21 protein-coding genes are annotated in these 23,872 nt (G+C 62.0%); 16 read left to right on the plus strand and 5 right to left on the minus strand.

Annotated features, from left to right (window positions below; genetic code table 11):
• The first annotated feature begins 4 nt into the window (after positions 1–4).
• From FH041_RS18245 to gcvH, 9 genes are all read left to right on the plus strand, one after another.
• Positions 5–559, plus strand: a complete 555-nt coding sequence (locus FH041_RS18245; protein WP_027913422.1) for a YecA family protein — start codon at positions 5–7, stop codon at positions 557–559.
• 19 nt (positions 560–578) lie between these two features.
• Positions 579–1,913, plus strand: coding sequence for a Xaa-Pro aminopeptidase (gene pepP, locus FH041_RS18250; RefSeq protein WP_028686758.1), 1,335 nt, complete (start codon positions 579–581; stop codon positions 1,911–1,913).
• A complete protein-coding gene (gene ubiH, locus FH041_RS18255; protein WP_028686757.1) occupies positions 1,910–3,109 on the plus strand; it encodes a 2-octaprenyl-6-methoxyphenyl hydroxylase in 1,200 nt (399 codons plus the stop codon). Before pepP ends, ubiH begins: the two co-directional genes overlap by 4 nt.
• Positions 3,106–3,588, plus strand: coding sequence for a DUF4442 domain-containing protein (locus FH041_RS18260; protein ID WP_027913425.1), 483 nt, complete (start codon positions 3,106–3,108; stop codon positions 3,586–3,588). The genes ubiH and FH041_RS18260 overlap by 4 nt, the downstream gene beginning before the upstream one ends.
• A gap of 3 nt (positions 3,589–3,591) precedes the next feature.
• Entirely contained in the window at positions 3,592–4,815 is a 1,224-nt protein-coding gene (locus tag FH041_RS18265; protein WP_028686755.1) for a 2-octaprenyl-3-methyl-6-methoxy-1,4-benzoquinol hydroxylase, read from the plus strand.
• A 142-nt stretch (positions 4,816–4,957) separates the two neighbouring features.
• Complete coding sequence (locus tag FH041_RS18270; protein WP_140174925.1) at positions 4,958–5,959, plus strand: extracellular solute-binding protein; 1,002 nt, start codon at positions 4,958–4,960, stop codon at positions 5,957–5,959.
• Positions 5,960–6,033: 74 nt separating this feature from the next.
• Positions 6,034–7,656, plus strand: a complete 1,623-nt coding sequence (locus tag FH041_RS18275) for an iron ABC transporter permease (RefSeq protein WP_028686753.1) — start codon at positions 6,034–6,036, stop codon at positions 7,654–7,656.
• A gap of 135 nt (positions 7,657–7,791) precedes the next feature.
• Positions 7,792–8,874, plus strand: coding sequence for a glycine cleavage system aminomethyltransferase GcvT (gcvT, locus tag FH041_RS18280; RefSeq protein WP_028686752.1), 1,083 nt, complete (start codon positions 7,792–7,794; stop codon positions 8,872–8,874).
• 51 nt (positions 8,875–8,925) lie between these two features.
• Positions 8,926–9,309, plus strand: coding sequence for a glycine cleavage system protein GcvH (gene gcvH / locus FH041_RS18285; RefSeq protein WP_028686751.1), 384 nt, complete (start codon positions 8,926–8,928; stop codon positions 9,307–9,309).
• Positions 9,310–9,402: 93 nt separating this feature from the next.
• On the opposite strand, the gene FH041_RS18290 is transcribed toward gcvH, so the two are convergent.
• The 3 genes from FH041_RS18290 to FH041_RS18300 form a co-directional block, all read right to left on the minus strand.
• Positions 9,403–9,717 (minus strand): DUF2388 domain-containing protein, encoded by a 315-nt coding sequence (locus FH041_RS18290; protein WP_028686750.1) that lies wholly within the window; start codon positions 9,715–9,717, stop codon positions 9,403–9,405.
• Between the two features lie 84 nt (positions 9,718–9,801).
• Entirely contained in the window at positions 9,802–11,475 is a 1,674-nt protein-coding gene (locus FH041_RS18295; RefSeq protein ID WP_028686749.1) for a GspE/PulE family protein, read from the minus strand.
• A gap of 132 nt (positions 11,476–11,607) precedes the next feature.
• Positions 11,608–11,919, minus strand: a complete 312-nt coding sequence (locus FH041_RS18300; protein ID WP_027913433.1) for a hypothetical protein — start codon at positions 11,917–11,919, stop codon at positions 11,608–11,610.
• Positions 11,920–12,044: 125 nt separating this feature from the next.
• On the opposite strand from FH041_RS18300, the gene FH041_RS18305 reads away from it, so the two are divergent.
• Positions 12,045–12,515, plus strand: a complete 471-nt coding sequence (locus tag FH041_RS18305; protein WP_027913434.1) for an Lrp/AsnC family transcriptional regulator — start codon at positions 12,045–12,047, stop codon at positions 12,513–12,515.
• 5 nt (positions 12,516–12,520) lie between these two features.
• Here the strand turns inward: FH041_RS18305 and FH041_RS18310 are convergent, their stop codons facing one another.
• Entirely contained in the window at positions 12,521–13,888 is a 1,368-nt protein-coding gene (locus FH041_RS18310) for a CYTH domain-containing protein (RefSeq protein ID WP_027913435.1), read from the minus strand.
• A 114-nt stretch (positions 13,889–14,002) separates the two neighbouring features.
• On the opposite strand from FH041_RS18310, the gene argE reads away from it, so the two are divergent.
• Both argE and argA read left to right on the plus strand, forming a co-directional pair.
• Positions 14,003–15,145 carry an acetylornithine deacetylase gene (gene argE, locus FH041_RS18315; protein WP_028686748.1) on the plus strand — a complete coding sequence of 381 codons (1,143 nt, stop codon included), beginning with the start codon at positions 14,003–14,005 and terminating at the stop codon, positions 15,143–15,145.
• A 123-nt stretch (positions 15,146–15,268) separates the two neighbouring features.
• Positions 15,269–16,570: an amino-acid N-acetyltransferase gene (gene argA, locus FH041_RS18320; protein WP_027913437.1), complete on the plus strand. Its 1,302-nt coding sequence runs from the start codon at positions 15,269–15,271 to the stop codon at positions 16,568–16,570.
• Positions 16,571–16,629: 59 nt separating this feature from the next.
• On the opposite strand, the gene FH041_RS18325 is transcribed toward argA, so the two are convergent.
• Positions 16,630–18,006, minus strand: coding sequence for a glutamine synthetase family protein (locus tag FH041_RS18325; protein WP_023532636.1), 1,377 nt, complete (start codon positions 18,004–18,006; stop codon positions 16,630–16,632).
• A 573-nt stretch (positions 18,007–18,579) separates the two neighbouring features.
• Here FH041_RS18325 and FH041_RS18335 point away from each other — a divergent pair.
• The 4 genes from FH041_RS18335 to FH041_RS18350 all read left to right on the plus strand — a co-directional run bounded on the left by FH041_RS18335 (position 18,580) and on the right by FH041_RS18350 (position 23,859).
• Positions 18,580–19,938, plus strand: a complete 1,359-nt coding sequence (locus tag FH041_RS18335) for a glutamine synthetase family protein (RefSeq protein ID WP_023532328.1) — start codon at positions 18,580–18,582, stop codon at positions 19,936–19,938.
• A 48-nt stretch (positions 19,939–19,986) separates the two neighbouring features.
• Positions 19,987–21,348 carry an aspartate aminotransferase family protein gene (locus FH041_RS18340; RefSeq protein WP_027913438.1) on the plus strand — a complete coding sequence of 454 codons (1,362 nt, stop codon included), beginning with the start codon at positions 19,987–19,989 and terminating at the stop codon, positions 21,346–21,348.
• Between the two features lie 160 nt (positions 21,349–21,508).
• The gene (locus FH041_RS18345) at positions 21,509–22,606 is read left to right on the plus strand and encodes a polyamine ABC transporter substrate-binding protein (RefSeq protein ID WP_027913439.1); all 1,098 of its coding nucleotides are present in this window, start codon (positions 21,509–21,511) and stop codon (positions 22,604–22,606) included.
• Positions 22,607–22,764: 158 nt separating this feature from the next.
• The gene (locus FH041_RS18350; RefSeq protein WP_027913440.1) at positions 22,765–23,859 is read left to right on the plus strand and encodes a polyamine ABC transporter substrate-binding protein; all 1,095 of its coding nucleotides are present in this window, start codon (positions 22,765–22,767) and stop codon (positions 23,857–23,859) included.
• Positions 23,860–23,872: the final 13 nt, after the last annotated feature.

Below are 23,872 nucleotides of genomic sequence, written 5' to 3' on the forward strand. Positions count from 1 at the left end.
GCCCATGCCCAATACTCAATCGCCCTACGTTGCCTTCGCCATGCTGCTTTCCAGCAATGGCCACCCCGTCACACCCGCCGAACTGCACGGCCTGCTCATCGGCCGCAGCTGTGCGGGCGCCGGCTTCGATGCCGACGGCTGGCTGGCCGATGCGGCCCAGTTGCTGGAAACCGAACCGCAAGACGCTGTGCGTAATGCCCTGATTGGCCTGCAGGAAATGGTCAAGGGCGAGCTTACCAGCGACGATATGGCCATCGTGCTGCTGCTGCCGTCCGACGACGCTGCGCTGACCGATCGCGCCACCGCCCTGGGGCAGTGGTGCCAGGGTTTCATCACAGGCTTCGGCCTGAACGCCGGTGGCAAGGACCTGTCCATCGAGGCCAAGGAAGTGCTCCAGGACCTGGTGGCCATCTCCCAGGTCCAGGAAGCGCTGGAAGAATCCGAAGACGGCGAAAGCGACTACATGGAAGTGATGGAATACCTGCGCGTCGCGCCGTTGCTGCTGTTTTCCGAACTGGCCAAGCCTGCAGCGCCTGCGCCCAAGCCTTCTCTGCACTGAACCACGGGGTAGTCTGCCCATGAGCCGCATTCCCAAGGCCGAATATGCCCGCCGACGCAAGGCGCTGATGGCGCAGATGGTCCCCAACAGCATTGCCATCTTGCCTGCCGCCGCCGTTGCCATCCGCAACCGTGATGTCGAGCACGTGTACCGCCAGGACAGCGACTTTCAATACCTCAGTGGTTTTCCCGAGCCCGAGGCGGTGATTGCGTTGATACCTGGCCGCGAGCATGGCGAATACGTGATGTTCTGCCGCGAGCGCAACCCTGAGCGCGAGCTGTGGGACGGCTTGCGGGCCGGCCAGGAGGGTGCGGTGCGCGATTTTGGCGCTGACGATGCGTTTCCCATCGCCGACATCGACGAGATCCTGCCGGGGCTGATCGAAGGCCGCGAACGCGTCTACAGCGCCATGGGCAGCAATCCCGAATTCGATCGCAGGTTGATGGACTGGATCAACGTGATTCGCTCCAAGGCCCGCCTCGGTGCACAGCCCCCGAACGAATTCGTTGCCCTGGATCACCTGCTGCACGACATGCGCCTGTATAAATCGGCGGCGGAAGTGAAAGTGATGCGCACGGCCGCCGAGATTTCTGCCAAGGCCCATGTGCGGGCGATGCAGGCTTGCCGCCCGGGCCTTCATGAGTACAGCCTTGAAGCCGAACTCGATTACGCCTTCCGCCAGGGCGGGGCAAAGATGCCGGCGTATGGGTCGATCGTCGCCGCAGGGCGCAATGGTTGCATCCTGCACTACCAGCAGAACGACGCGCCGCTCAAGGAGGGCGACCTGGTCCTGATCGACGCGGGCTGCGAAATCGATTGCTATGCCAGTGACATCACCCGCACGTTTCCCGTCAGTGGGCGGTTTTCATCCGAGCAGAAGGCTATCTATGAGCTTGTTCTGAGCGCCCAGGCAGCGGCGTTTGCCGAAATCGCCCCGGGCAAGCACTGGAACCATGCCCATGAAGCCACCGTGCGGGTGATCACCGAAGGGCTGGTTGAGCTGGGCCTGCTCAAGGGTGACGTGCAGTCGTTGATCGAGAGCGAGGCGTACCGGGCGTTCTACATGCACCGTGCCGGCCACTGGCTGGGCATGGATGTGCATGACGTGGGCGATTACAAGGTGGGCGGTGAGTGGCGGGTGCTCGAGCCAGGCATGGCCTTGACGGTCGAGCCCGGCATTTACATAGCAGCCGACAATGAAAGCGTGGCCAAGAAATGGCGCGGCATCGGCATTCGGATCGAGGATGATGTGGTGGTCACCAGGCAAGGCTGTGAAATCCTGACATCGGGCGTTCCCCGCACCGTCGCCGAGATCGAGGCGTTGATGCACGACGCGCGTCAGGCCAGCCTATGACCCAGGTGAATCTCGCTATCATCGGCGGCGGGCTGGTTGGGGCCAGCCTGGCGCTGACCCTGCAGGCAGGCGCCAAGGCGCGTGGTTGGAAAATCCTTCTCATCGAACCCTTTGCCCCCGGCGACAGCTTCCAGCCCAGCTACGATGCGCGGTCCTCGGCACTGTCGTTCGGGACCCGCCAGATCTACGATCGACTGGGCCTGTGGCCTGCCATCGAGCGGCGTGCTGAACCGATCGCACAGATTCACGTCTCGGACCGAGGACGCTTTGGTGCCACCCGCCTGGACGCGAGGGAGGAAGGTGTTCCGGCCCTGGGCTACGTGGTCGAGAATGCCTGGCTCGGGCAATGCCTCTGGCAGGGCCTGGACAGGGATGTGGTCAGCTGGCGCTGCCCGGCCGAAGTGACGTCGATGCAGGCTATAGAGGGCGGTTACCGCTTGCGCCTCAATGACGACACGCACATTGACTGCGACCTGGCGGTGCTGGCCGATGGTGGGCGCTCGGGGCTGCGTGAGCAACTGGGCATTCACGTCTGCCACACGCCTTATGAGCAGAGTGCATTGATCGCCAACATCACCCCCGGCGAGCCTCACCGCGGCCAGGCCTTCGAGCGCTTCACCGAAGCCGGTCCCATGGCCTTGCTGCCGTTACCGGAAAACCGCTGCGCGCTGGTCTGGACACGGCAGGGCATGGATGCGCAGCGCCTGGCCGACATGGATGAGCGCAATTTCCTGCGTGAATTGCAGGGCGTCTTCGGTTACCGCCTGGGGACCCTTCGCCAGGTAGGCGTGCGGCACCTGTACCCGCTGTCGCTGATCGAGGCGCAGGAGCAGATCCGCCCCCACCTGGTTGTGCTGGGCAACGCCGCACACAGCCTGCACCCCATCGCAGGCCAGGGGTTCAACCTGTCGCTGCGGGATGTGCAGTCCCTTGCCGAGGCGCTGCTTGCAGGGCCGCAGCGGCCAGGCGACCTTGCGACCTTGCGGGCTTACGGTAAGCGCCAGCGCCTGGATCAAACGCTCACCATCGGGTTTTCCGATCAGGTAACACGGTTGTTCGGCAGCGGCCAGCCTTTGCTCGCCGCGGGCCGTAACCTGGGTTTGCTGGGCCTGGACCTGCTTCCACCGGCCAAAAGCTGGTTCGCCCGCCAGGCCATGGGCCTGGGTACGCGTTCCGATGTACGGGGCAAGGCATGAGCAACCCGCGCAAACTGGCCCGGCGTGCGCGCGTTCTGCGCTGGATGCTGAACCTGTATCCGCCCTACTTGGGCGCCGGTATCCGTGTGCAGCACATCAGCCCTGACATGCGCAGCATCCGGGTGGCGATGAAACTCACCCGCTGGAACCGCAATTACGTGGGCACCCAGTTCGGTGGCAGCCTCTATGCCATGGTCGATCCGTTCTACATGCTCTTGCTCATCGAACGGCTGGGGCGCGACTACATCGTCTGGGACAAGGCCGCCAGCATCGATTTCATCACCCCTGGCAAGGGCCCGGTGTATGCCGAGTTCCATGTCGATGACGCGCTGCTGGACGACATCCGCCAGCAGACCGCCACCGGCAAGAAATGCCTGCCCCGTTTGCAGGTCGATATCCGCGACGGCGCAGGTGAACTGGTGGCGCGGGTCGATAAAACCCTATACGTGCGGCTCAAGCCGCAAGCGAGGCTGGCGTAAGGCATGGAAACACGCGCAGATGTTCTGATCGTAGGTGCCGGTATGGTCGGCAGCGCGCTGGCGCTCGCCTTGCGCCATAGCGGTTTGCAGGTGCTGCTGCTCGATGGCGGTCCCCTGGCCGTCAGGCCGTTCGACGCCCAGGGGCCGTTCGAGCCGCGGGTCAGCGCGTTGTCGGCCGCCAGCCAGCGTATTCTCGACCGCCTGGGGGCTTGGGAAGGCATCGCACGGCGGCGCGCGACGCCCTATTCGGATATGCAGGTATGGGATGGCAGCGGCACCGGGCAGATCCACTTTTCCGCCGCCAGCGTGCATGCGCAGGTGCTGGGCCATATCGTCGAGAACAAAGTGGTCCAGGATGCCTTGCTCGAGCGCCTGCACGACAGCGACATCGGCCTGTTGCCCAATGCGCGCATGGAACAGCTGCGCCATTCCGGCGAAGACTGGCTGATGACGCTGCACGACGGCCGGCAGCTGCGTGCGCCGCTGGTCGTCGCAGCCGACGGTGCTCATTCCGCGGTTCGCCGCCTGGCAGGTTGTGAAACGCGCGAGTGGGACTACTTGCACCATGCCATCGTCACCAGCGTGCGTTGCGCTCAGGATCACCAGGCCACCGCCTGGCAGCGTTTCACCGACGATGGTCCGCTCGCCTTCCTGCCATTGACCCGCGACGGCAAACAGGACTGGTGCTCGATCGTGTGGTCAACCACGCCGGCCGAGGCCGAGCGGCTGATGGCGCTGGATGAGCCAGCCTTCCTCAAGGCGCTGGAGCGTGCATTCGAAGGCCGCCTCGGGACGGTGCTGCAGGCTGACCCGCGGCTGTGCGTACCTCTGCGCCAGCGACATGCAAAACGCTACGTGGAACCCGGCCTTGCGCTGATCGGTGATGCGGCCCACACCATTCATCCGCTGGCAGGGCAGGGGGTGAACCTGGGGTTCCTTGACGCGGCGGTACTGGCCGAAGTCCTGGTGGATGCCTGCAAGCGCGGAGAAAGGCTGGCCGATGTCAAGGTGCTGAGCCGCTATGAGCGTCGTCGCATGCCGCACAACCTGGCGCTGATGGCAGCCATGGAAGGGTTCGAGCGGTTGTTCCAGGCCGACAAGTTGCCGCTGCGTTGGCTGCGCAACAGTGGCTTGAAGCTGGTTGAGCAGCTGCCAGAGGCCAAGGCTGTGTTCGTGCGACAGGCACTGGGCTTGAGTGGCGATTTGCCGGATTTGGCCAAGGTGTAAAGGCTGCTCTTGGCGCGTTGGCGAGAGCGGATGCGTGGCGGGCCCTGGCACATTGCAACATCCAGTAACGTCAATGGGGGTGAGCCTTCAAATGGGATTCACTACCATCTGCGCCTCTCTATTCGATCGAGGAGCGCCTTCCATGTTGCCACGCAAGTCCCTACTGGCCGCCCTGGCCCTGAGCGTTGTCGGTGGTACCGTGCAGGCCGCTGACGAGGTCGTGGTCTACTCCTCGCGTATCGATGAGCTGATCAAGCCGGTGTTCGACGCCTACACGGCCGAGACCGGCGTCAAGGTCAAGTTCATCACCGACAAGGAAGCTCCCCTGATGCAGCGCATCAAGGCCGAGGGCGAGCACGGTGTGGCGGATCTTCTGCTCACCGTCGATGCAGGCAATCTGTGGCAGGCAGAGCAGATGGGCATCCTGCAGCCGATCCGATCCGACATCATCGAGCGCAACATCCCGCCTCAGTACCGTGCCTCGTCCCACGACTGGACCGGCCTGAGCCTGAGGGCGCGTACCATCATCTACTCCACCGAACGGGTCAAGCCGTCGGAGCTCAGCACCTATGAAGCCCTGGCAGACAAGCAGTGGGAAGGTCGGCTGTGCCTGCGCACGGCGAAGAAGGTGTACAACCAGTCCCTGACCGCCACCCTGATCGAAAGCCACGGCGAAGCGAAGGCCGAGCAGATCGTCAAGGGTTGGGTCAACAACCTCTCCACCGACGTATTCTCGGATGACAACGCAGTGATCCAGGCCGTCGAGGCGGGTCAGTGCGACGTGGGTGTTGTGAATACCTACTACTACGGCCGGCTGCACAAGCAGAATCCTAACCTGCCGGTGAAGATTTTCTGGCCCAACCAGCAAGACCGTGGCGTGCACGTGAACCTCTCCGGCATCGGCCTGACCAAGCACGCGCCTCATCCTGAGGCCGCAACGAAACTGGTGGAATGGATGACCGGTGAACAGGCGCAGAAGTTGTTCGCCGACCTCAATCAGGAGTTCCCGGCCAACCCTCAGGTCAAGCCTTCGGACGAAGTCGCCGCGTGGGGCGACTTCGAGGCCGACAGCATTGCGGTGGAAGTGGCCGGCAAGCGACAGGCCCAAGCCATCCGCCTGATGGACCGTGCCGGCTGGAACTGAGCGCCACATCCCGCTCGAGAGGCCTGCAAAGGCCTCTTCGTGGGTCGAGCTGCGGCCCGTCATAGAGATCTAAAGTGCCCTACACCCACCGTCGTCGTTGGTACCTCCCCGTCACCCTGATCGCTGGCCTCGTGCTGCTGCCCCTGAGCGTGCTGCTGTTGTCGTGGCAGTCGATCGACCTGCAGATCTGGTCCCACCTGCTCGACACGCAGATGGGGCGCTTGCTGGGTAACACCGCCACCTTGGTGGTGGGGGTCGGTCTGGGCGTCTCCTTGCTCGGTGTCAGCCTGGCCTGGCTCACCAGCCTGTGCGAGTTTCCGGGCCGCCGCTGGCTGGATTGGGCGCTGATGTTGCCGTTCGCCATTCCGGCGTACGTCCTGGCCTTCGTCTTCGTAGGTTTGCTGGACTTCGCCGGCCCAGTGCAGAGTGCCCTGCGTGAGGCTTTCGGGCCCATGCGCCTGCCACGGGTGCGCTCCACCGGCGGCGTGATCACCGTGCTGGTGCTGGTCTTCTATCCCTATGTTTACCTGCTGGCACGCACAGCGTTCCTTGCCCAGGGCAAAGGGTTGATGGAGGCCGCCCGGGTATTGGGGCTCTCCCCCTGGCAGGCATTCTGGCGTGTGGCCCTACCCATGGCGCGGCCTGCCATTGGGGCGGGTATCGCCTTGGCCCTGATGGAAACCCTCGCTGACTTCGGCGCCGTGGCGGTCTTCAATTTCGACACGTTCACGACCGCCATCTACAAGACCTGGTATGGCTTCTTCAGCCTGTCCAGCGCTGCGCAATTGGCCAGTTTGCTGCTGCTGGCCGTCATGCTGGTGCTGTACGGTGAGCGCCGTGCGCGGGGCGCCAACCACAGCGCCAGTGAACGCCCCAGAGGCCAGGCGCTGTACCGACTGCAGGGTGGCAAGGCGCTGATGGCCAGCGGCTGGTGCCTGTTGGTCTTCGCCTGCGCATTTGTCATCCCATTGCTGCAACTGCTGGTGTGGTTCTGGCAGCGCGGGCGCCATGATCTGGATGATCGCTACATCGGCCTGGTGCTCCACACCCTGTACCTGGGCGGCGTTGCAGCGCTGGTGACGGTCTGCGTGGCGCTGCTGCTGGCCTTCGCCCGTCGCCAGGCACCTACACCGGGTATCCGCATCGGCGTAGGGCTTGCCAACATGGGCTATGCCTTGCCCGGCTCGGTACTGGCGGTGTCGATCATGCTGGCCTTCAGTTACCTGGACAGTCAGGTCGTCGCGCCGCTGTCCAGCTGGTTGGGAGGCGCTGGCAGGCCATTGCTGCTGGGCAGCCTTGCGGCGTTGCTGCTGGCCTATGTCATTCGCTTCATCGCCGTGGCATACGGCCCGCTGGAGAGCAGCCTGGATCGGATTCGTCCCTCGCTGCCGCAGGCATCACGCAGCCTGGGTGTGGGCGGGGTAGGGCTGTTCATCAAGGTGTACTTGCCGCTGCTGTTGCCAGGCGCACTGAGCGCGTCGTTGCTGGTGTTCGTCGATGTGCTGAAGGAAATGCCGGCAACCCTGCTGATGCGCCCATTTGGTTGGGATACGCTGGCGGTACGGGTGTTCGAGATGACCAGCGAGGGTGAATGGGCGCGGGCGTCGCTGCCAGCATTGACGCTGGTGGTGGTAGGGCTGCTGCCGGTCATTGGCCTGATCCGCCGCTCGGCGCGCAGGCCCGGCCATTCCTGCTAAGGGTGCCAGCGTGCGCCCTTGCCGCTACAATGCGCGGCACTCGCGCAGCAGGCAATCAAAACAACGCTGTTCACACAGCTGAAGGCCATGAGCCCTCCACTGCTGCCGCTTCGCCACGCCCGGAAGGAGAAACCCATGGGACAGCGCACGCTTTTGTACGACCTGCATCTGGCGCTTGGCGCCAAGACGGTCGATTTCGGTGGCTGGGACATGCCGCTGCATTATGGCTCGCAGGTCGATGAGCACCACCAGGTGCGCAGTGACTGTGGGGTCTTCGACGTTTCCCACATGACCGTCATTGATATTAAGGGCGATGCGGCCACGGCCTGGTTGCAGCGGTTGCTGGCTAACGATGTCGCCCGGCTCGATCAGGTTGGCAAGGCACTTTACAGCCCCATGTTGCATGAGCAGGGCGGGGTGATCGACGACTTGATCGCCTACCGCACGGCGACGGGTTACCGCCTGGTCACCAACGCAGCTACCCGAGCCCGGGTGCTCGCGTGGCTGGACCAGCAGCGTGACGGGCTTGCCGTCGACGTTCAGGTTCGTCCGGACCTCGCCATTCTTGCCGTTCAGGGCCCGAACGCGCGCGAGAAGGTAGCTGCTTTGGTCAGTGCCTCGCGGGCCGCGCTGATACGCACGCTACGCCCGTTCGAAGGCGTGATGGACGGGGAGTGGTTCATCGCGCGCACCGGCTACACCGGCGAAGATGGCTTGGAGATGATCTTTCCGGGTGACCAGGCCGTGACCTTTTTCAACGACCTGGTCGGCGCCGGTATTGCACCCAGCGGCTTGGGGGCTCGCGACACGTTACGGCTCGAAGCCGGCATGCACCTTTACGGGCAGGACATCGACGAGCAGCACACGCCGTTGTCGTGCAACCTGGGCTGGAGCATCGCCTGGGAGCCGGCGAGCCGAAACTTCATCGGGCGCGCGGCATTGTTGGCGGAAATCGAGCGGGGCGTACAGGAAAAGCTCGTGGGTTTGGTACTGGAAGAGCGCGGTGTACTGCGTGCCCACCAGGTGGTCCGTGTGGCGGGGATTGGCGAAGGGGAGATCACCAGTGGTAGTTTCTCACCTACGCTGAGCAAGTCCATTGCCCTGGCACGCGTCCCCATGGCCACGGGCGACCGGGCCGAAGTGGAAATTCGTGGCAAATGGTACCCGGTGCGCGTGGTCAGGCCGACTTTCGTGCGCCATGGCAAGATTCTGATCTGATCCATCATCAAACGGCGGGCGTACCGCTGAGCCAATCGAGGAATTCAAGACATGAGCAATATCCCCGCCGAACTTCGTTTTGCCGAAAGCCATGAATGGGCCCGCCTGGAAACCGACGGTACCGTCACGGTAGGCATCAGTGACCATGCCCAGCAAGCGCTGGGTGACGTGGTGTTCGTCGAGCTGGCCGAGGTGGGCAAGGTGTTCACCGCAGGCGACGCGGCCGGTGTCGTGGAGTCGGTCAAGGCCGCTTCCGACATCTATGCCCCGGTCAGTGGCGAAGTGATCGCCGTCAACGAGGCATTGGCTGACAGCCCTGAGCAACTGAACGAGCAGCCCTACGACGCATGGATCTTCAAGCTCAAGCCGAGCAGCCAGGCTGATCTGGATAAACTGCTGGATGCGGCTGGCTACAAGGCCGTGATCGGCGAGTAAGCCGTCCGGCCATCACTGGCATGAGCACTCGCAGCCAGGGGGTGAAGACCTCCCGGCGCGAGCTTGCCAGCGATGGGGCCGGCGCTGTATCGATCAGTCGACTACTGCATGCTCGGCCAGAATGGCATTGGCCAGTTCCATGTCGGACGCGTGAAGGCCTGGATGTTCCGCACGCACCTGCTTGATTGCCGACTCCAGGAATGGCCCACGGATAGCGCCTTCACTGGCTACGAAGCTGCCGGCATCATCCTGCGCCGCCATCACCAACTTGTGGTCGCGCGAGGTCAGGTAGGTCGAGCCGGTGGTTGCCCCGGAAGAGATCACATTACGCCAGAAGGAATCGGCCATGGCCGAACCCACGGGCAGCGCGAGCAGGGCTGCGGCAGCGATGGCAGTGTTGAGACGCATGATGAGACACCTCGAAGGTGAGCGTTGAAGATGTGCGGTTGGATGCTCGCGGGCCTGCCAAGTTCCGGGGCTTGCCGCTTCTGATCAGCTGCATGTACGCAGGACTTCTTCTGCCAGGGTTCGCCCACACGCAACCTTGGCTTCGCCGCAGCGGAGCAGGTCCACAAGACCATCTGCCTGGGCTTGGCGTCGCAATTGCGCAAGGTCTGTATCAGGGCCGATCAGAGCCCGCAGGTTGTCGCTAGGCTCGAGTAATTCGAACAAACCTGTACGCCCGTGAAAGCCCGTGCCGCGGCACGTTCTGCAGCTGGCTGCCTCGCGCCCCTGGCACTGGCTGCACACCGTACGCACGAGCCGCTGAGCCATCACCGCGATCAACGTCGCTTTGATCAGGTAGTCAGCCACACCCAGTTCTTGCAGGCGGATAATTGCGGCACAGGCGTCGTTGGTGTGCAGGGTAGACAGCACCAGGTGCCCGGTAAGGGCGGCCTGCACGGCCACCCGTGCGGTATCGGGGTCTCGTATTTCGCCAATCATGATGATGTCCGGGTCCTGGCGCAGCATGGCGCGCACGCCGTTGGCAAAGCCCAGGTCCAGTGGCGGCTGCACCTGAAACTGGTTGAACGCGGGTTCGAGCCGTTCGATGGGGTCCTCGATGGTGCACAGGTTCACCTGCGGGGTGGCCAACAGCTTGAGACTGGCGTACAGCGTGCTGGTCTTGCCTGAGCCTGTGGGCCCTGTGACCAGGATGATGCCCTGGCGCCGTTGCAGCAGGCCTTGCCAATGGCTCAATTGCTGCCCCTGAAGGCCGAGCCGATCAAAGCTCTCGTGCAACTGCTGCGGGTCGAACAGGCGCAAAACCAGCTTCTCACCAAAGGCAGTGGGCAGGGTCGACAACCGGAGCTCCACCTCGTTACCGTTTGGCAGGCGGCTTTGCAGTCGGCCATCCTGAGGCCTGCGTTTTTCCGCGACGTCCATGCGCCCAAGGTGCTTCAGGCGGCTGATCAGGGCCACCATGACTGCGCCGGGGAACACGTAGACGGTGTGCAACAGGCCATCGATGCGATAGCGCAAGTGCCCTTGGTCGCGGCGTGGCTCCAGATGGATGTCGCTGGCGCGCTGGTCGATCGCGTAGTGCAGCAGCCAGTCGACGATATGCACGATGTGCGCGTCATCCGCACTGGCCTGCAGGTGGCGTTTGCCCAGCTCCAGCCACTGCTCAAGCTCGCTAAAGCGGTTCGATTGCTGATGATGCGCGCCCTTCACCGACTGGGCCAGGCGCTGGAAGGGTTCACCGGCCTGACGCAGTTGCACAGGGCTTGCGAGCACCCGCCGTACGGTTCGTCCAAGGCTCAGGGCAAGATCGGCCTGCCAGCAGCACTGATAGGGCTGTGCGCTGGCCACGGTGACGCTCGCGGCGTCAGCCGCCACGATGAGAATGCCGTGGTTTTGCGCAAAGGCCGGCGACACCAGCTCAGCCACCTGCTGCAGGTCGATTTGCAGCGGATCGATACGCAGATAGGGCAGACCCGCCTTGGCAGCCAGCCATTGGCAAAGCCGATCCAGGTCCAGTATCTGCCCCGGGTGGAGGCGGTCGACAAGGTTGCAGGCGGCCACCTGCTCCAGCGGATGATCAGCGGGGTGATCGACGGCCTGCTCAAGGACACGCACGCTATCGCTGGCATGCAGGCGCTGATCGATAAGCAGGGCTTCGAGCACCCGGTGCAGGTCGAGTGCCAGGGTATCTGGGTTATGCATGAGGCGTCCGTGCCTGATCAAGAAGACCTGATCAAGGCTAGCTCAGCCTTCGCTCAAGCCGGATCGGAAGGGTTTCAGGGTTTTGCCTGAGGGTGACGCTTGCTCCGCGCCTCAATGCGTTGGCAGGCGCCGTTAGGCGTGCACTACTGACAGCTCCACACGGTGTTGCGGGGCCATGTGCACATCGGCCACACACACCATGTTGCGCAGTTTCTGAGCAATCACCTCGGCGCGATGCCAGCTCAATCCGCCAATGCCGATGTCGATGGTCAACCAGTCATCCTGTTGAGTGACCTGCATGCTGTGCGGTGTGAGCATTTGCAAGGCGAACTGATTGAGTATCCGGCACAAGCTGTCGGGCTCGGCTTCGGCCTGCAAGCGATACAGCACGGTGGTGTGGGCATTGTTGTTGGCCCATACATCGGCACGCGGCAGTGAGTTCATGCGTTATCCTCGTTGAATGCAGAAATTTTTGCATGCCTAGGCCGGAATTTTTTCGCTAAGATTCGACCTAATGAGTCTTTTTTTGCATAGCTATTATCGATGCGGGTCGATCTGGAGAATTGTTCATGCACAGCGCATTGGATGCTTACGACCGTCGTATCCTTGAGTTGCTACAAGAAGACGCTTCGCTGTCCAGCGCCCAGATCGCCGAACGCATTGGCTTGTCCCAATCGCCGTGCTGGCGACGGATTCAACGGCTCAAAGAGGAGGGGGTGATTCGCGGGCAGGTCACCTTGCTGGACCGCAAGAAGATCGGGCTGAACACCCAAATATTCGCCGAAGTAAAATTGAATGCCCACGGCCGTTCGAACTTCACCGAGTTCACGGAGGCGATTCGCGGGTTTTCGGAAGTACTGGAGTGCTACGTGTTGATGGGCTCGGTGGACTTCCTGCTGCGTATCGTCACCCCGGACATCGAGGCGTACGAGCGGTTCTTCTTCGAAAAGCTCTCGAACGTGCCCGGCATTCAGGAGGTGAACTCGATCGTGGCCCTCTCAGAGATCAAGTCCACCACCAGCCTGCCGCTATCGGGCTGAGGGCATCACGCTTTGAGCAGATGTTTCCAACCACGGCTCTGATCGACGGCACGTGCCTGCTCGATGCGGGCTTCGAGTACCTCATCGCTGATCGGTTGCTCAGCCAGTTCGTGCAACTTCTTCATGTCGCCGTACAGGCGGTCCATTTGTGGTGCGTCCAGCACATGGCGGGCATGGTGCAGCCAGGCCATCAATTGCTCGATGCGCGGCAGTTGCTCTGCCAGGTCCTCGGGGCGCTGGGTGTACAGCGACAACTTCAGGGCGCGGCCTTCCTCGGCAATCAGGTGTGCAAGCCAGCTTGCCAGAAGCGCCTTGCCCTGGCGCTCGCCACGGCCCTTGCGTTCGGCAGTCCAGGCACGCGACAACAGCCAACGTGAGGTTTCCAGGGAGAACTGGCCCCAGCGAGGATCATCCAGCTCTTCTGCGAACTGCTCGGGCGCGGCGCGGCGGATGTCTTCGTCATCGTTGCCGGCTTGCACCAGTGGACGCCAGTCTTCGAGCAGGGCATCCAGGCGCGCGCGCAGGTCACGGGTAGCCGCGCGGGGGGCGGCCTGGCCCAGGCTGGCGGTGATTGCGCGCAGCTCGATGATATTCTGCACCCAGTCCTGCAGCGACCGCCAGTGGCCGCTGTGGCGGTATTGCTCGGCCAGGCGCTGGCTGTTGCCCAGCAGTTGCCAGGCCAACGCAGCATAGGCGTCGTCCAAGGCCATGTCCGCTTCGAGGTCGGCGACGCTCAGATCCAGCTCGAAACGCTCTGGCTCCAGCAGACGATAGCCGCGCTCGGCCTTGCTGATATCGCAGGGCATCAGCGCAACGCTTGTGGTCAGCTCGGCAGCCAGTTCCAGCAGCGCCGCCGGCTCACCTTCACGCAGCTCCAGTTCCAACTCGCATATCGCTTCCTTGCGCTTGCCGGCAATTACGAAGCCTTGGTCCAGCGCAGCCTCGATCACCACCTTGGCCTTGCCACGGCCCCAAGCGATTTCGGCATATTCGCGGGTGAAATCGGTGGTGAACAACGGTTTGATGGTCTTCTTGTCCAGGTCGGCCAGTTGCGCCGGCCAGCAGCTGTCATCCAGCTTCTTGAGGTCCAGCTTGACCTTGTCCAGTTGCCATTCGTGCTCGTTGCGCTCGGACAGGCCAGCCACACTGGTTCCGCGGCACTTGAGGGTCTGGATGACGGTATCGCCGTCACGGCGCAGGCGCAGGGCAACGCGTGCCTCGGCCAGCGCGCGCTCAGGCGTGTCGAAATACTGGTTCAGCAGTTCGCGGGTCTGCCAGCCAGACTTGTTGCGCTTTTTCAGCAGCGGGTGCTCGCGCAAGGCGGCGAGGGTCTCGGGGCTGGCGCGCAGCTTGAGTTCGGTTTCTTTGGGCATCACAGGCTCGAAAGGGGGCGTGGTCGATGCAGAGTCTACAGCAGTAGGCCGTCAACGGTTTATTCCAGACGGCGGATGGTCCTATGATGGGCAATGCTTCCGAGGAGTAAACGCATGCCGTTGCCGACGCTGAAAGACCAATTTGCCGCCTTGATCGCCGCGCCTTCGGTCAGTTGCACCCAGGCCTCGCTTGACCAGTCCAACCGTCAGGTCATCGACCTGTTGGCTACTTGGCTGGGCGATCTGGGCTTCACCTGCGACATTCAGCAGGTGACCCCCGGCAAGTTCAACCTGCTGGCCAGCCGCGGCAGCGGCCCGGGCGGCCTGGTGCTGGCCGGCCACAGCGACACCGTGCCCTATGACGAGCAGCTCTGGAGCAGCGACCCTTTGAAGCTGACCGAAGTCGAGGGTCGCTGGGTGGGGCTTGGTAGTTGCGACATGAAGGGCTTTTTCGCATTGGTGATCGAAGCCGTCATTCCGTTGCTGCAGCACGACTTCAAGCAGCCGCTGCTGATTCTGGCCACCTGCGACGAGGAAAGCTCGATGTCTGGCGCCCGTGCCCTGGCCGATGCTGGCCAGCCCCTGGGTCGCGCGGCGATCATCGGCGAGCCGACCGGGCTGCGGCCGATCCGCATGCACAAGGGCATTCTCATGGATCGTATCGACATCCTGGGGCGCAGTGGTCATTCCTCGGACCCAAGCCTGGGCCGTAGCGCCATGGACGCCATGCATGCGGTCATGGGCGAACTGATGGGCCTGCGCCAGCAATGGCAGAAGGCCTATAACAACCCGCAGTTCACGGTGCCGGCACCCACCATGAACTTCGGTTGCATTCACGGTGGCGACAACCCCAACCGGATCTGCGGTCAGTGCGCCCTGGAGTTCGACCTGCGCCCATTGCCGGGCATGGACGTGGAGCAGTTGCGCGCTGCCATCCGTGCAAAACTGGTTCCGGTGGCCGAGCGCCATGACGTGCGTATCGACTACGCGCCGCTGTTCCCCGAAGTGCCGCCGTTCGAACAGGCGGCCGACAGTGAACTCGTCCAGGTGGCAGAACGGCTCACCGGCCACCGTGCCGAAGCGGTGGCATTCGGCACCGAAGCACCTTATCTTCAGCAGCTTGGCTGCCAGACCATCGTGCTCGGCCCTGGTGACATCGCCTGCGCACACCAGCCTGGCGAATACCTGGACATGTCACGTATCGAGCCGACCGTGCGTCTATTGCGTGACTTGATCGGGCACTATTGTCTGCATTAAACGTCCACCCCATTTATTCGTTTCTGCCTAGAGGAGACCGCGCGTGACCGCAAGCCTGTTCCGACGATGATCCTGAACGCCCCTGTAACGCCGTTCTCCGTCCACTTATCCACAGGCCCTGTCATGCACGATTACGTCAACTGGCTACGCCACGCTTCTCCTTACATCAACGCCCACCGCGACTGCACCTTCGTGGTGATGCTTCCCGGCGATGGGGTCGAACACCCTAACTTCGGCAACATCGTCCACGACCTGGTGCTGCTGCACAGCCTTGGGGTACGCCTGGTCCTGGTGCACGGCTCTCGTCCGCAGATCGAGAGCCGCCTGGCTGAACGTGGCCTGGCAGCGCATTACCACCACGGCCTGCGTATCACCGATGCCGCTACCCTGGATTGCGTCATCGACGCGGTCGGCGCGTTGCGCCTGGCCATCGAAGCGCGGTTGTCGATGGACATCGCCGCCTCGCCCATGCAGGGCTCGCGCCTGCGGGTGGCCTCCGGCAACCTGGTCACCGCGCGGCCGATCGGCGTGCTCGAAGGCGTGGATTTTCATCACACCGGCGAAGTGCGTCGGGTAGACCGCAAGGGCATCAGCCGCCTGCTCGACGAACGCTCCATCGTGTTGCTCTCGCCGCTGGGCTATTCGCCAACCGGCGAGATCTTCAACCTCGCCTGCGAAGACGTGGCCACCCGTGCGGCCATCGAACTGGGTGCAGAGAAGTTGGTGTTGTTCGGTGCAGCACCTGGTCTGTTGGATGAGCATGGCCGCCTGGTGCGCGAACTGCGCCCCCAACAGGTTGCGCCGCACTTGCAGCGCCTGGGCAGTGATTACCAGGCCGAGCTGCTCGATGCCGCTGCCGAGGCGTGCAAAGGCGGCGTGGCACGCAGTCACATCGTCAGCTATGCCGAGGACGGCGCGCTGCTGACCGAACTGTTCACCCGGGGCGGTGGCGGTACGCTGGTGTCCCAGGAGCAGTTCGAGATCGTGCGAGAGGCCACCATCGAAGACGTCGGCGGCCTGCTCGACCTGATCAGCCCGCTGGAAGAACAGGGCATCCTGGTGCGCCGTTCACGGGAAGTGCTGGAGCGGGAAATCGAGCAGTTCAGTGTGGTGGAGCGCGAAGGCATGATCATCGCGTGCGCAGCGCTGTATCCGATTGCAGAGTCCGATGCTGGCGAGCTGGCATGCCTGGCGGTGAATCCGGAATACCGCCATGGCGGGCGCGGGGACGAGCTGCTGGCGCGTATCGAAAGCCGGGCACGGGAGATGGGGTTGAGCACCCTGTTCGTGCTCACTACACGCACGGCGCACTGGTTCCGCGAACGCGGCTTCTCGCCCAGTGGTGTCGAGCGGCTGCCGGCGGCACGGGCTTCGCTGTACAACTTCCAGCGCAATTCGAAAATCTTCGAAAAGCCGTTGGGGTGAGGCGTTCTGCGCCTGTGCGCCTGAAATGAAAACGCCGCCTTCAAGGGCGGCGTTCTGGTTTACACGGTGTGCAGATACCAGTTGTACTCGAGGTCGGATATCGAATGTTCGAACTCCTCCAGCTCGCTTTCCTTGCACGCGACGAAGATGTCGATGTACTTCGGATCGATGTACTTGTTCAGGATTTCGCTGTCATCCAACTCGCGCAGCGCATCACGCAGGTTGTTCGGCAGGCTCTGTTCCAGCTGCTCGTACGAGTTGCCTTCGATAGGCTCGCCCGGCTCGACCTTGTTGGTCAGGCCATGGTGAACGCCTGCCAACACGGCCGCCATCATCAGGTACGGGTTGGCGTCAGCACCCGCCACGCGGTGCTCCAGGCGCACGGCATCCGGGGATCCGGTCGGTACGCGCAACGCCACGGTGCGGTTGTCCAGGCCCCAGCTTGGCGCATTGGGCACATAGAACTGCGCGCCAAAGCGGCGATAGGAGTTGACGTTCGGGCACAGGAACGCCATGGACGCGGGCAGGGTCTCGAGCACACCGCCGACAGCATGACGTAGCGCGGCGTTCTGCTCGGGATCCTCGCTGGTGAAGATGTTGTTGCCATCTTTGTCCAGCACGGAAATGTGTACATGCAGACCATTGCCTGCCTGCCCTGGGTAGGGCTTGGCCATGAAGGTGGTGTCCATTTCATGGTCGTAGGCGATGTTCTTGATCAGGCGCTTGAGCAGCACGGCGTAGTCGCACGCCTTGAGCGGGTCCGGCACATGGTGCAGGTTGACTTCGAACTGAGCCGGGGCGCTTTCCTTGACGATGGCGTCGGCAGGGATGCCCTGTTCCTTGGCCCCTTCGAGGATGTCCTGCAGGCAGTCGGCATACTCGTCCAGGTCATCGATCAGGTAGACCTGGGTCGATTGCGGACGCTTGCCGGAAATGGGCGAGCGCGGCGGCTGTGGGCGGCCGTTCACGTTCTCCTGGTCAATCAGGTAGAACTCCAGCTCGAAGGCGGCGCAGATGGTCAGGCCCATGTCGTCGAACTTGCTCACCACCTGGCGCAGTACTTCACGCGGGTCGGCGAAGAAAGGTTCGCCCTCGAGCTCGTGCATGGTCATCAGCAACTGGGCAGTCGGGCGCTTTTGCCACGGCTCGTTGGAGAGGGTGTCGGGGATCGGATAGCAGATGCGGTCTGCATCGCCGATGTCCAGGCCCAGCCCGGTGCTTTCGACGGTGGAGCCATTGATATCCAGTGCAAACAGGGAGGCCGGCAGGTTGATGCCTTTCTCGTAAACCTTGTGGAGGCTGGTGCGCTCTATGCGCTTGCCACGCACCACACCATTCATATCTGCAATCAGAAGGTCAACGTAGAGAACCTCAGGATGTTCCTTAAGGAACGCGTTCGCTTCGTTAAGCTGAACGGCACGCGGGGGTACCGACATGATGCAACACCTTTGTTGTTAAAAATATCAATCAAGGGGGGCTTGCAGGACCAGTCAATCGAAAAGCCATACTGATGTCAAGCCAACCCCATGATGCCCTGAAATGGCACGTCTACGGCAGATTTGCTGCATATCGGGGCACGGCATTATCCGCTATTTCTCTGGAAAAGCGCTATCGCGAGCACTGCGTCGTTTATTTTTTACGCAGGTGTTGTGTAAAAAAATGAACGGCGCTAAGCTCCGATTCAACCCAAAACAGAATAATACGAGGGTCTCATGGTCCGCCTGCCGCGACCTGGAAGCGCTGCCAATGCAGTGCAATCAGGCTGTTCAGTCACGTTAGCCTGGCCTGCCAATCCCATGGCGGCAGTGCTCGCAATAATTGACGTCTGGCATGCTCGGCCCCGCCTTCATGGCACCTCATCTCCACGCTTCGCTTCTTTCTGCCATTACGAATCGCTTAGGACACACGTCATTTCAGTGTATCCACCGTCCGCCTGCGCGGGGGTTTTGCTTTAGCCATCCACTGCATCCAGAATCAAGTCGCGGACCACCTTACCTCCTGAGGTATTTATGAGTAACAACCTCGACCAGCTCACCGATTGGTTGAAAGAGCACAAGATCACCGAAGTCGAATGCCTGATCAGCGACTTGACCGGCATCACGCGCGGCAAGATTTCGCCTACCAACAAGTTCATCGCCGAGAAAGGCATGCGCCTGCCCGAGAGCGTGTTGCTGCAGACCGTGACCGGCGACTATGTCGACGACGACATCTATTACGAGCTGCTGGACCCTGCAGACATCGACATGATCTGCCGGCCCGATGAGAATGCCGTGTTCCTGGTGCCATGGGCCATCGAGCCGACCGCGCAGGTCATCCACGATACCTATGACAAAAAGGGCAACCCCGTAGAGCTGTCGCCGCGCAACGTGCTCAAGAAGGTGCTCAAGCTTTACGCCGACAAGGGCTGGCAGCCCATCGTCGCGCCCGAGATGGAGTTCTACCTGACCAAACGCAGCGAAGACCCTGACTTCCCGCTGCAACCGCCAGTGGGCCGTTCGGGCCGGCCTGAAACCGGGCGCCAGTCCTTCTCCATCGAAGCTGCGAACGAATTCGACCCGCTGTTCGAGGATGTCTATGACTGGTGCGAATTGCAGCAGTTGGACCTCGACACGCTGATCCACGAAGACGGCACGGCGCAGATGGAAATCAACTTCCGTCACGGCGATGCCCTGCACCTGGCCGACCAGATCCTGGTGTTCAAGCGCACCATGCGTGAGGCGGCGCTCAAGCACAACGTGGCAGCCACCTTCATGGCCAAGCCCATGACCGGCGAGCCTGGCAGTGCGATGCACCTGCACCAGAGCGTGGTCGATGTGACCACCGGGAAGAACATCTTCAGCAATGAAGACGGCAGCATGAGCACGCTGTTCCTGAACCACATCGGCGGTTTGCAGAAATTCATTCCCGAAGCGTTGCCGCTGTTTGCGCCCAACGTGAACTCGTTCCGCCGCTTCCTGCCGGATACCTCGGCGCCAGTGAACGTCGAGTGGGGCGAGGAAAACCGTACGGTAGGCCTGCGCGTCCCGGACGCTGGCCCGCAAAGCCGCCGGGTGGAAAACCGCCTGCCGGGTGCGGATGCCAATCCGTATCTGGCCATCGCCGCGAGCCTGCTGTGTGGTTACATCGGCATGGTCGAAGGTATCGAGGCCAGCGCACCGGTCCAGGGCCGGGGTTACGAGCGTCGCAACCTGCGCCTGCCGCTGACCATCGAAGACGCCCTGGAACGCATGGAAATCAGCCGCGCCCTGGAGCAATACCTGGGCAAGAAATTCATCGCCGGTTACGTGGCCACCAAGCGTGCCGAGCACGAGAACTTCAAGCGCGTCATCAGTTCCTGGGAGCGTGAATTCCTGCTGTTCGCAGTTTGATCAACCTCGGCCCCGCAGACGCGCGGCCGTCCGTCAACGGAGAACCACATGAGCCTGAACAACCCGCAAACCCGTGAATGGCAAGCCCTCAGTGGCGAGCATCACCTCGCGCCTTTCAGCGACTACAAGCAGCTGAAGGACAAGGGGCCGCGCATCATCACCAAGGCGCAAGGCGTGCATTTGTGGGACAGCGAGGGGCACAAGATTCTCGACGGCATGGCTGGCCTGTGGTGCGTGGCCGTGGGGTATGGGCGGGAGGAGCTGGTTCAGGCGGCAGAGCGGCAGATGCGTGAGCTGCCCTACTACAACCTGTTCTTCCAGACCGCCCATCCTCCGGCGCTGGAGTTGGCCAAGGCGATCACCCAAGTGGCGCCCGAGGGCATGAGCCATGTGTTCTTCACCAGTTCAGGCTCCGAGGGCAACGACACCGTGCTGCGCATGGTTCGCCATTACTGGGCACTCAAGGGCAAGCCGAGCAAGCAGACCCTGATCGGTCGGGTCAACGGCTATCACGGCTCCACCGTGGCCGGTGCCAGCCTGGGCGGCATGAGTGGCATGCACGAGCAAGGCGGCTTGCCCATCCCGGGCGTGGTGCATATCCCTCAGCCGTACTGGTATGGCGAGGGCGGTGACATGACACCGGAGGCGTTCGGGGTCTGGGCTGCGGAGCAACTGGAAAAGAAAATTCTCGAAGTCGGCGAGGACAACGTCGCCGCGTTCATCGCCGAGCCTATCCAGGGCGCCGGTGGCGTGATCATCCCGCCAGACACCTACTGGCCGAAGATCAAGGAAATCCTGGCCCGGTACGACATCCTCTTTGTGGCTGACGAAGTCATTTGCGGTTTCGGGCGAACAGGGCAGTGGTTCGGCTCGGATTTCTATGACCTCAAGCCCGACCTGATGACCATCGCCAAGGGCCTTACCTCCGGTTACATCCCCATGGGCGGTGTGATCGTGCGTGACAAGGTTGCCAAGGTGCTTAGCGAAGGCGGGGATTTCAATCACGGCTTCACCTATTCCGGGCATCCGGTGGCTGCCGCGGTAGGCCTGGAAAACCTGCGCATCCTGCGCGACGAACAGATCGTCGAGAAAGCGCGCACCGAAGCGGCACCGTATTTGCAAAAGCGTTTGCGTGAGTTGCAGGACCACCCGCTGGTGGGCGAGGTGCGCGGTGTTGGCCTGCTCGGCGCGATCGAGCTGGTGAAGGACAAGGCGACACGCAGCCGTTTCGAGGGCAAAGGTGCTGGCATGATATGCCGTAATTTCTGCTTCGACAATGGCCTGATCATGCGGGCCGTCGGCGACACGATGATCATCGCGCCACCTCTGGTCATCAGCCCGGCGCAGATCGACGAGCTGGTGGAAAAGGCACGCAAATGCCTGGACCTGACACTCGAGGCGATTCGCTGACAGCTAGCGATGTGACATTAAGTCGTTACAAGGGCCAGGTTTCCTTGAAACCGGGCCTTGTAACTTGCCAGACTAGCGGCTGCTTCAGTCGCCCACACGCGTGTACTGCGGGACCCGGCTTCTGAACGGATGGCTAATCGAACACTCTGGAGCATGACGCATGAAGAATATGGGCAAGACGTTGTTGGCCGCTGCGCTGATGGGCGCAGTGGTCGGGGCTGTACAGGCTGAAGACAAGGTACTGAACGTCTACAACTGGTCGGACTACATTGCTCCGGACACCATCGCCAAGTTCGAGAAAGAGTCGGGCATCAAGGTCAAGTACGACGTGTTCGACAGCAACGAAACCCTGGAGGCCAAGTTGCTGGCCGGTAAGTCGGGCTATGACATCGTGGTGCCTTCCAACAACTTCCTGGCCAAGCAGATCAAGGCGGGCGTCTACCAGGAACTCGATCGCACCCAGCTGCCCAACTGGAAGAACCTCGACGAGGATCTGCTCAAGGCCGTGGGCGATGCCAGCGACCCGGAAAACAAGCATGCCTTCCCCTACATGTGGGGCTCGATCGGCATCGGCTACAACCCCGAGAAGGTCAAGGCAGCGCTGGGCGTGGACAAGATCGATTCCTGGGACGTGGTCTTCAAGCCAGAGAACATCGCCAAGCTCAAGAGCTGTGGCGTGAGCTTCCTTGATGCCCCAACCGAAATGCTGCCAGCGGCCCTGCATTACCTGGGCCTGCCGACCAACAGCACCAAGAAGGAAGACCTCAAGGCTGCCGAAGACCTGTTCCTCAAGATCCGTCCGTCGATCACCTATTTCCACTCCTCCAAGTACATTGGCGACCTGGCCAACGGCAACATCTGCCTGGCTGTCGGCTACTCGGGTGACCTGGAGCAGTCCAAGACCCGCGCCCACGAAGCGGGGGACAAGGTCAAGCTGGACTACGTGATCCCGAAAGAAGGCGCCGGCACCTTCTATGACATGGTTGCCATGCCCAAGGATGCCGAGCACAAGGAAGCGGCCTACAAGTTCATGGACTTCCTGATGCAGCCGCAAGTCATGGCCGAAATCACCAATGCCGTGCGCTTCCCCAACGGCAACAAGGCCGCGACCGCCTTTGTGGACAAGGACATCACCAGCGACCCAAGCATCTATCCGTCCGCTGAAGTGAAAAAGAATCTGTACGCCATTGCCGCCCCTGAAGCAGCAGTGCAACGGGTAATTACCCGCAGCTGGACCAAGATCAAATCGGGCAAATAAGCCTGATGTAGCATTTTCGGACCGGGTATTCCCGGTCCGAAACCAGTGAAAGGCAATTGAGCATTGCGGCATCGAAGCTGCGAAGGTAAGTTGCGCGCCGGTTTTGCGTGTGCGGCAGCATTGTCGCTATCCAGACACTGATTGTGAGGACCACCCACTTGTCCAATTCTGTATTACGCAAGGCCGTGATGGCTGCAGCGAGCCTGACGCTGGCATGCAGCGTCCAAGCGGCGCCTACGGTGCATTTCTACAACTGGTCCGACTATATCGGCCCCGACACGCTCGCAGGCTTCGAGAAAGCCACGGGCATCAAGCCGGTGCAGGATGTCTTCGATTCCAACGAAACCCTGGAAGGCAAGCTGCTGGCCGGCAGGACCGGCTACGACGTGGTCGTGCCCTCCAACCATTTTCTGGGCAAGCAAATCAAGGCGGGCGCTTTCCAAAAGCTCGACAAGGCACTGCTGCCCAATTACGCGAACCTTGAACCTGCGTTGATGAAGCGCCTGGAGAAGAACGACCCGGGTAACCTGTATGCCGTGCCTTACCTGTGGGGCACCAATGGCATCGGGTACAACGTCGACAAGGTCAAAGAGGCGCTTGGCGTCGATACCATCGACTCCTGGGCGGTGCTGTTCGAACCCGAGAACATGAAGAAGCTGTCCAAGTGCGGCGTGGCCTTCCTCGACTCGGCGGACGAAATGCTTCCGGCCGTCCTCAACTACATGGGCCTGGATCCCAACAGCACCAACCCCAAGGATTACGCCAAGGCCGAGCAGAAGCTGCTGGCGGTACGCCCCTACGTGACGTATTTCCATTCGTCCAAGTACATCACCGATCTTGCCAACGGCAACATCTGTGTCGCGGCAGGTTTCTCGGGTGATGTGTTCCAGGCCAAGGCCCGCGCCGAAGAGGCGAAGAAGGGTGTGAACCTGGCTTATGCCATTCCCAAAGAAGGCGGCAACCTCTGGTTCGACGTGCTGGCGATTCCCAAGGACGCCAAAAACGTGGAGCAGGCGCATGCCTTGATCAACTATTTGCTGAAACCTGAGGTTATCGCCCAGGTCAGTGATTACGTCGGTTATGCCAACCCTAACTCGAAGGCTGGCGACCTGATGGACCAGGCCGTGAGGACTGACGCTGCGGTTTATCCACCGCAGGATGTGCTGGACAAGATGTTCGTGAACTCAGAGCTGCCGCCCAAAGTGCAGCGCCTGATGACCCGCAGCTGGACCAAGGTCAAGTCGGGCAAGTAATCCACCTCACCCG

It is taken from the genome of Pseudomonas sp. SWI7 (genome assembly GCF_006351945.1).
GTDB classification, from domain to species: Bacteria; Pseudomonadota; Gammaproteobacteria; order Pseudomonadales; family Pseudomonadaceae; genus Aquipseudomonas; species Aquipseudomonas fulva.

Bases quoted from the DNA above. Each gene is read 5' to 3' on its own strand.
- FH041_RS18245 (WP_027913422.1), top strand. From the start codon at position 5: ATGCCCAATACTCAATCGCCCTACGTTGCCTTCGCCATGCTGCTTTCC.
- gcvT (WP_028686752.1), top strand. From the start codon at position 7,792: ATGGGACAGCGCACGCTTTTGTACGACCTGCATCTGGCGCTTGGCGCC.
- argA (WP_027913437.1), top strand. From the start codon at position 15,269: ATGCACGATTACGTCAACTGGCTACGCCACGCTTCTCCTTACATCAAC.
- FH041_RS18335 (WP_023532328.1), top strand. From the start codon at position 18,580: ATGAGTAACAACCTCGACCAGCTCACCGATTGGTTGAAAGAGCACAAG.
- pepP (WP_028686758.1), top strand. From the start codon at position 579: ATGAGCCGCATTCCCAAGGCCGAATATGCCCGCCGACGCAAGGCGCTG.
- FH041_RS18270 (WP_140174925.1), top strand. From the start codon at position 4,958: ATGTTGCCACGCAAGTCCCTACTGGCCGCCCTGGCCCTGAGCGTTGTC.
- FH041_RS18310 (WP_027913435.1), bottom strand. From the start codon at position 13,888: ATGCCCAAAGAAACCGAACTCAAGCTGCGCGCCAGCCCCGAGACCCTC.
- FH041_RS18290 (WP_028686750.1), bottom strand. From the start codon at position 9,717: ATGCGTCTCAACACTGCCATCGCTGCCGCAGCCCTGCTCGCGCTGCCC.
- FH041_RS18305 (WP_027913434.1), top strand. From the start codon at position 12,045: ATGCACAGCGCATTGGATGCTTACGACCGTCGTATCCTTGAGTTGCTA.
- FH041_RS18340 (WP_027913438.1), top strand. From the start codon at position 19,987: ATGAGCCTGAACAACCCGCAAACCCGTGAATGGCAAGCCCTCAGTGGC.
- gcvH (WP_028686751.1), top strand. From the start codon at position 8,926: ATGAGCAATATCCCCGCCGAACTTCGTTTTGCCGAAAGCCATGAATGG.
- FH041_RS18300 (WP_027913433.1), bottom strand. From the start codon at position 11,919: ATGAACTCACTGCCGCGTGCCGATGTATGGGCCAACAACAATGCCCAC.
- argE (WP_028686748.1), top strand. From the start codon at position 14,003: ATGCCGTTGCCGACGCTGAAAGACCAATTTGCCGCCTTGATCGCCGCG.
- FH041_RS18260 (WP_027913425.1), top strand. From the start codon at position 3,106: ATGAGCAACCCGCGCAAACTGGCCCGGCGTGCGCGCGTTCTGCGCTGG.
- FH041_RS18325 (WP_023532636.1), bottom strand. From the start codon at position 18,006: ATGTCGGTACCCCCGCGTGCCGTTCAGCTTAACGAAGCGAACGCGTTC.
- FH041_RS18345 (WP_027913439.1), top strand. From the start codon at position 21,509: ATGAAGAATATGGGCAAGACGTTGTTGGCCGCTGCGCTGATGGGCGCA.
- FH041_RS18265 (WP_028686755.1), top strand. From the start codon at position 3,592: ATGGAAACACGCGCAGATGTTCTGATCGTAGGTGCCGGTATGGTCGGC.
- ubiH (WP_028686757.1), top strand. From the start codon at position 1,910: ATGACCCAGGTGAATCTCGCTATCATCGGCGGCGGGCTGGTTGGGGCC.
- FH041_RS18295 (WP_028686749.1), bottom strand. From the start codon at position 11,475: ATGCATAACCCAGATACCCTGGCACTCGACCTGCACCGGGTGCTCGAA.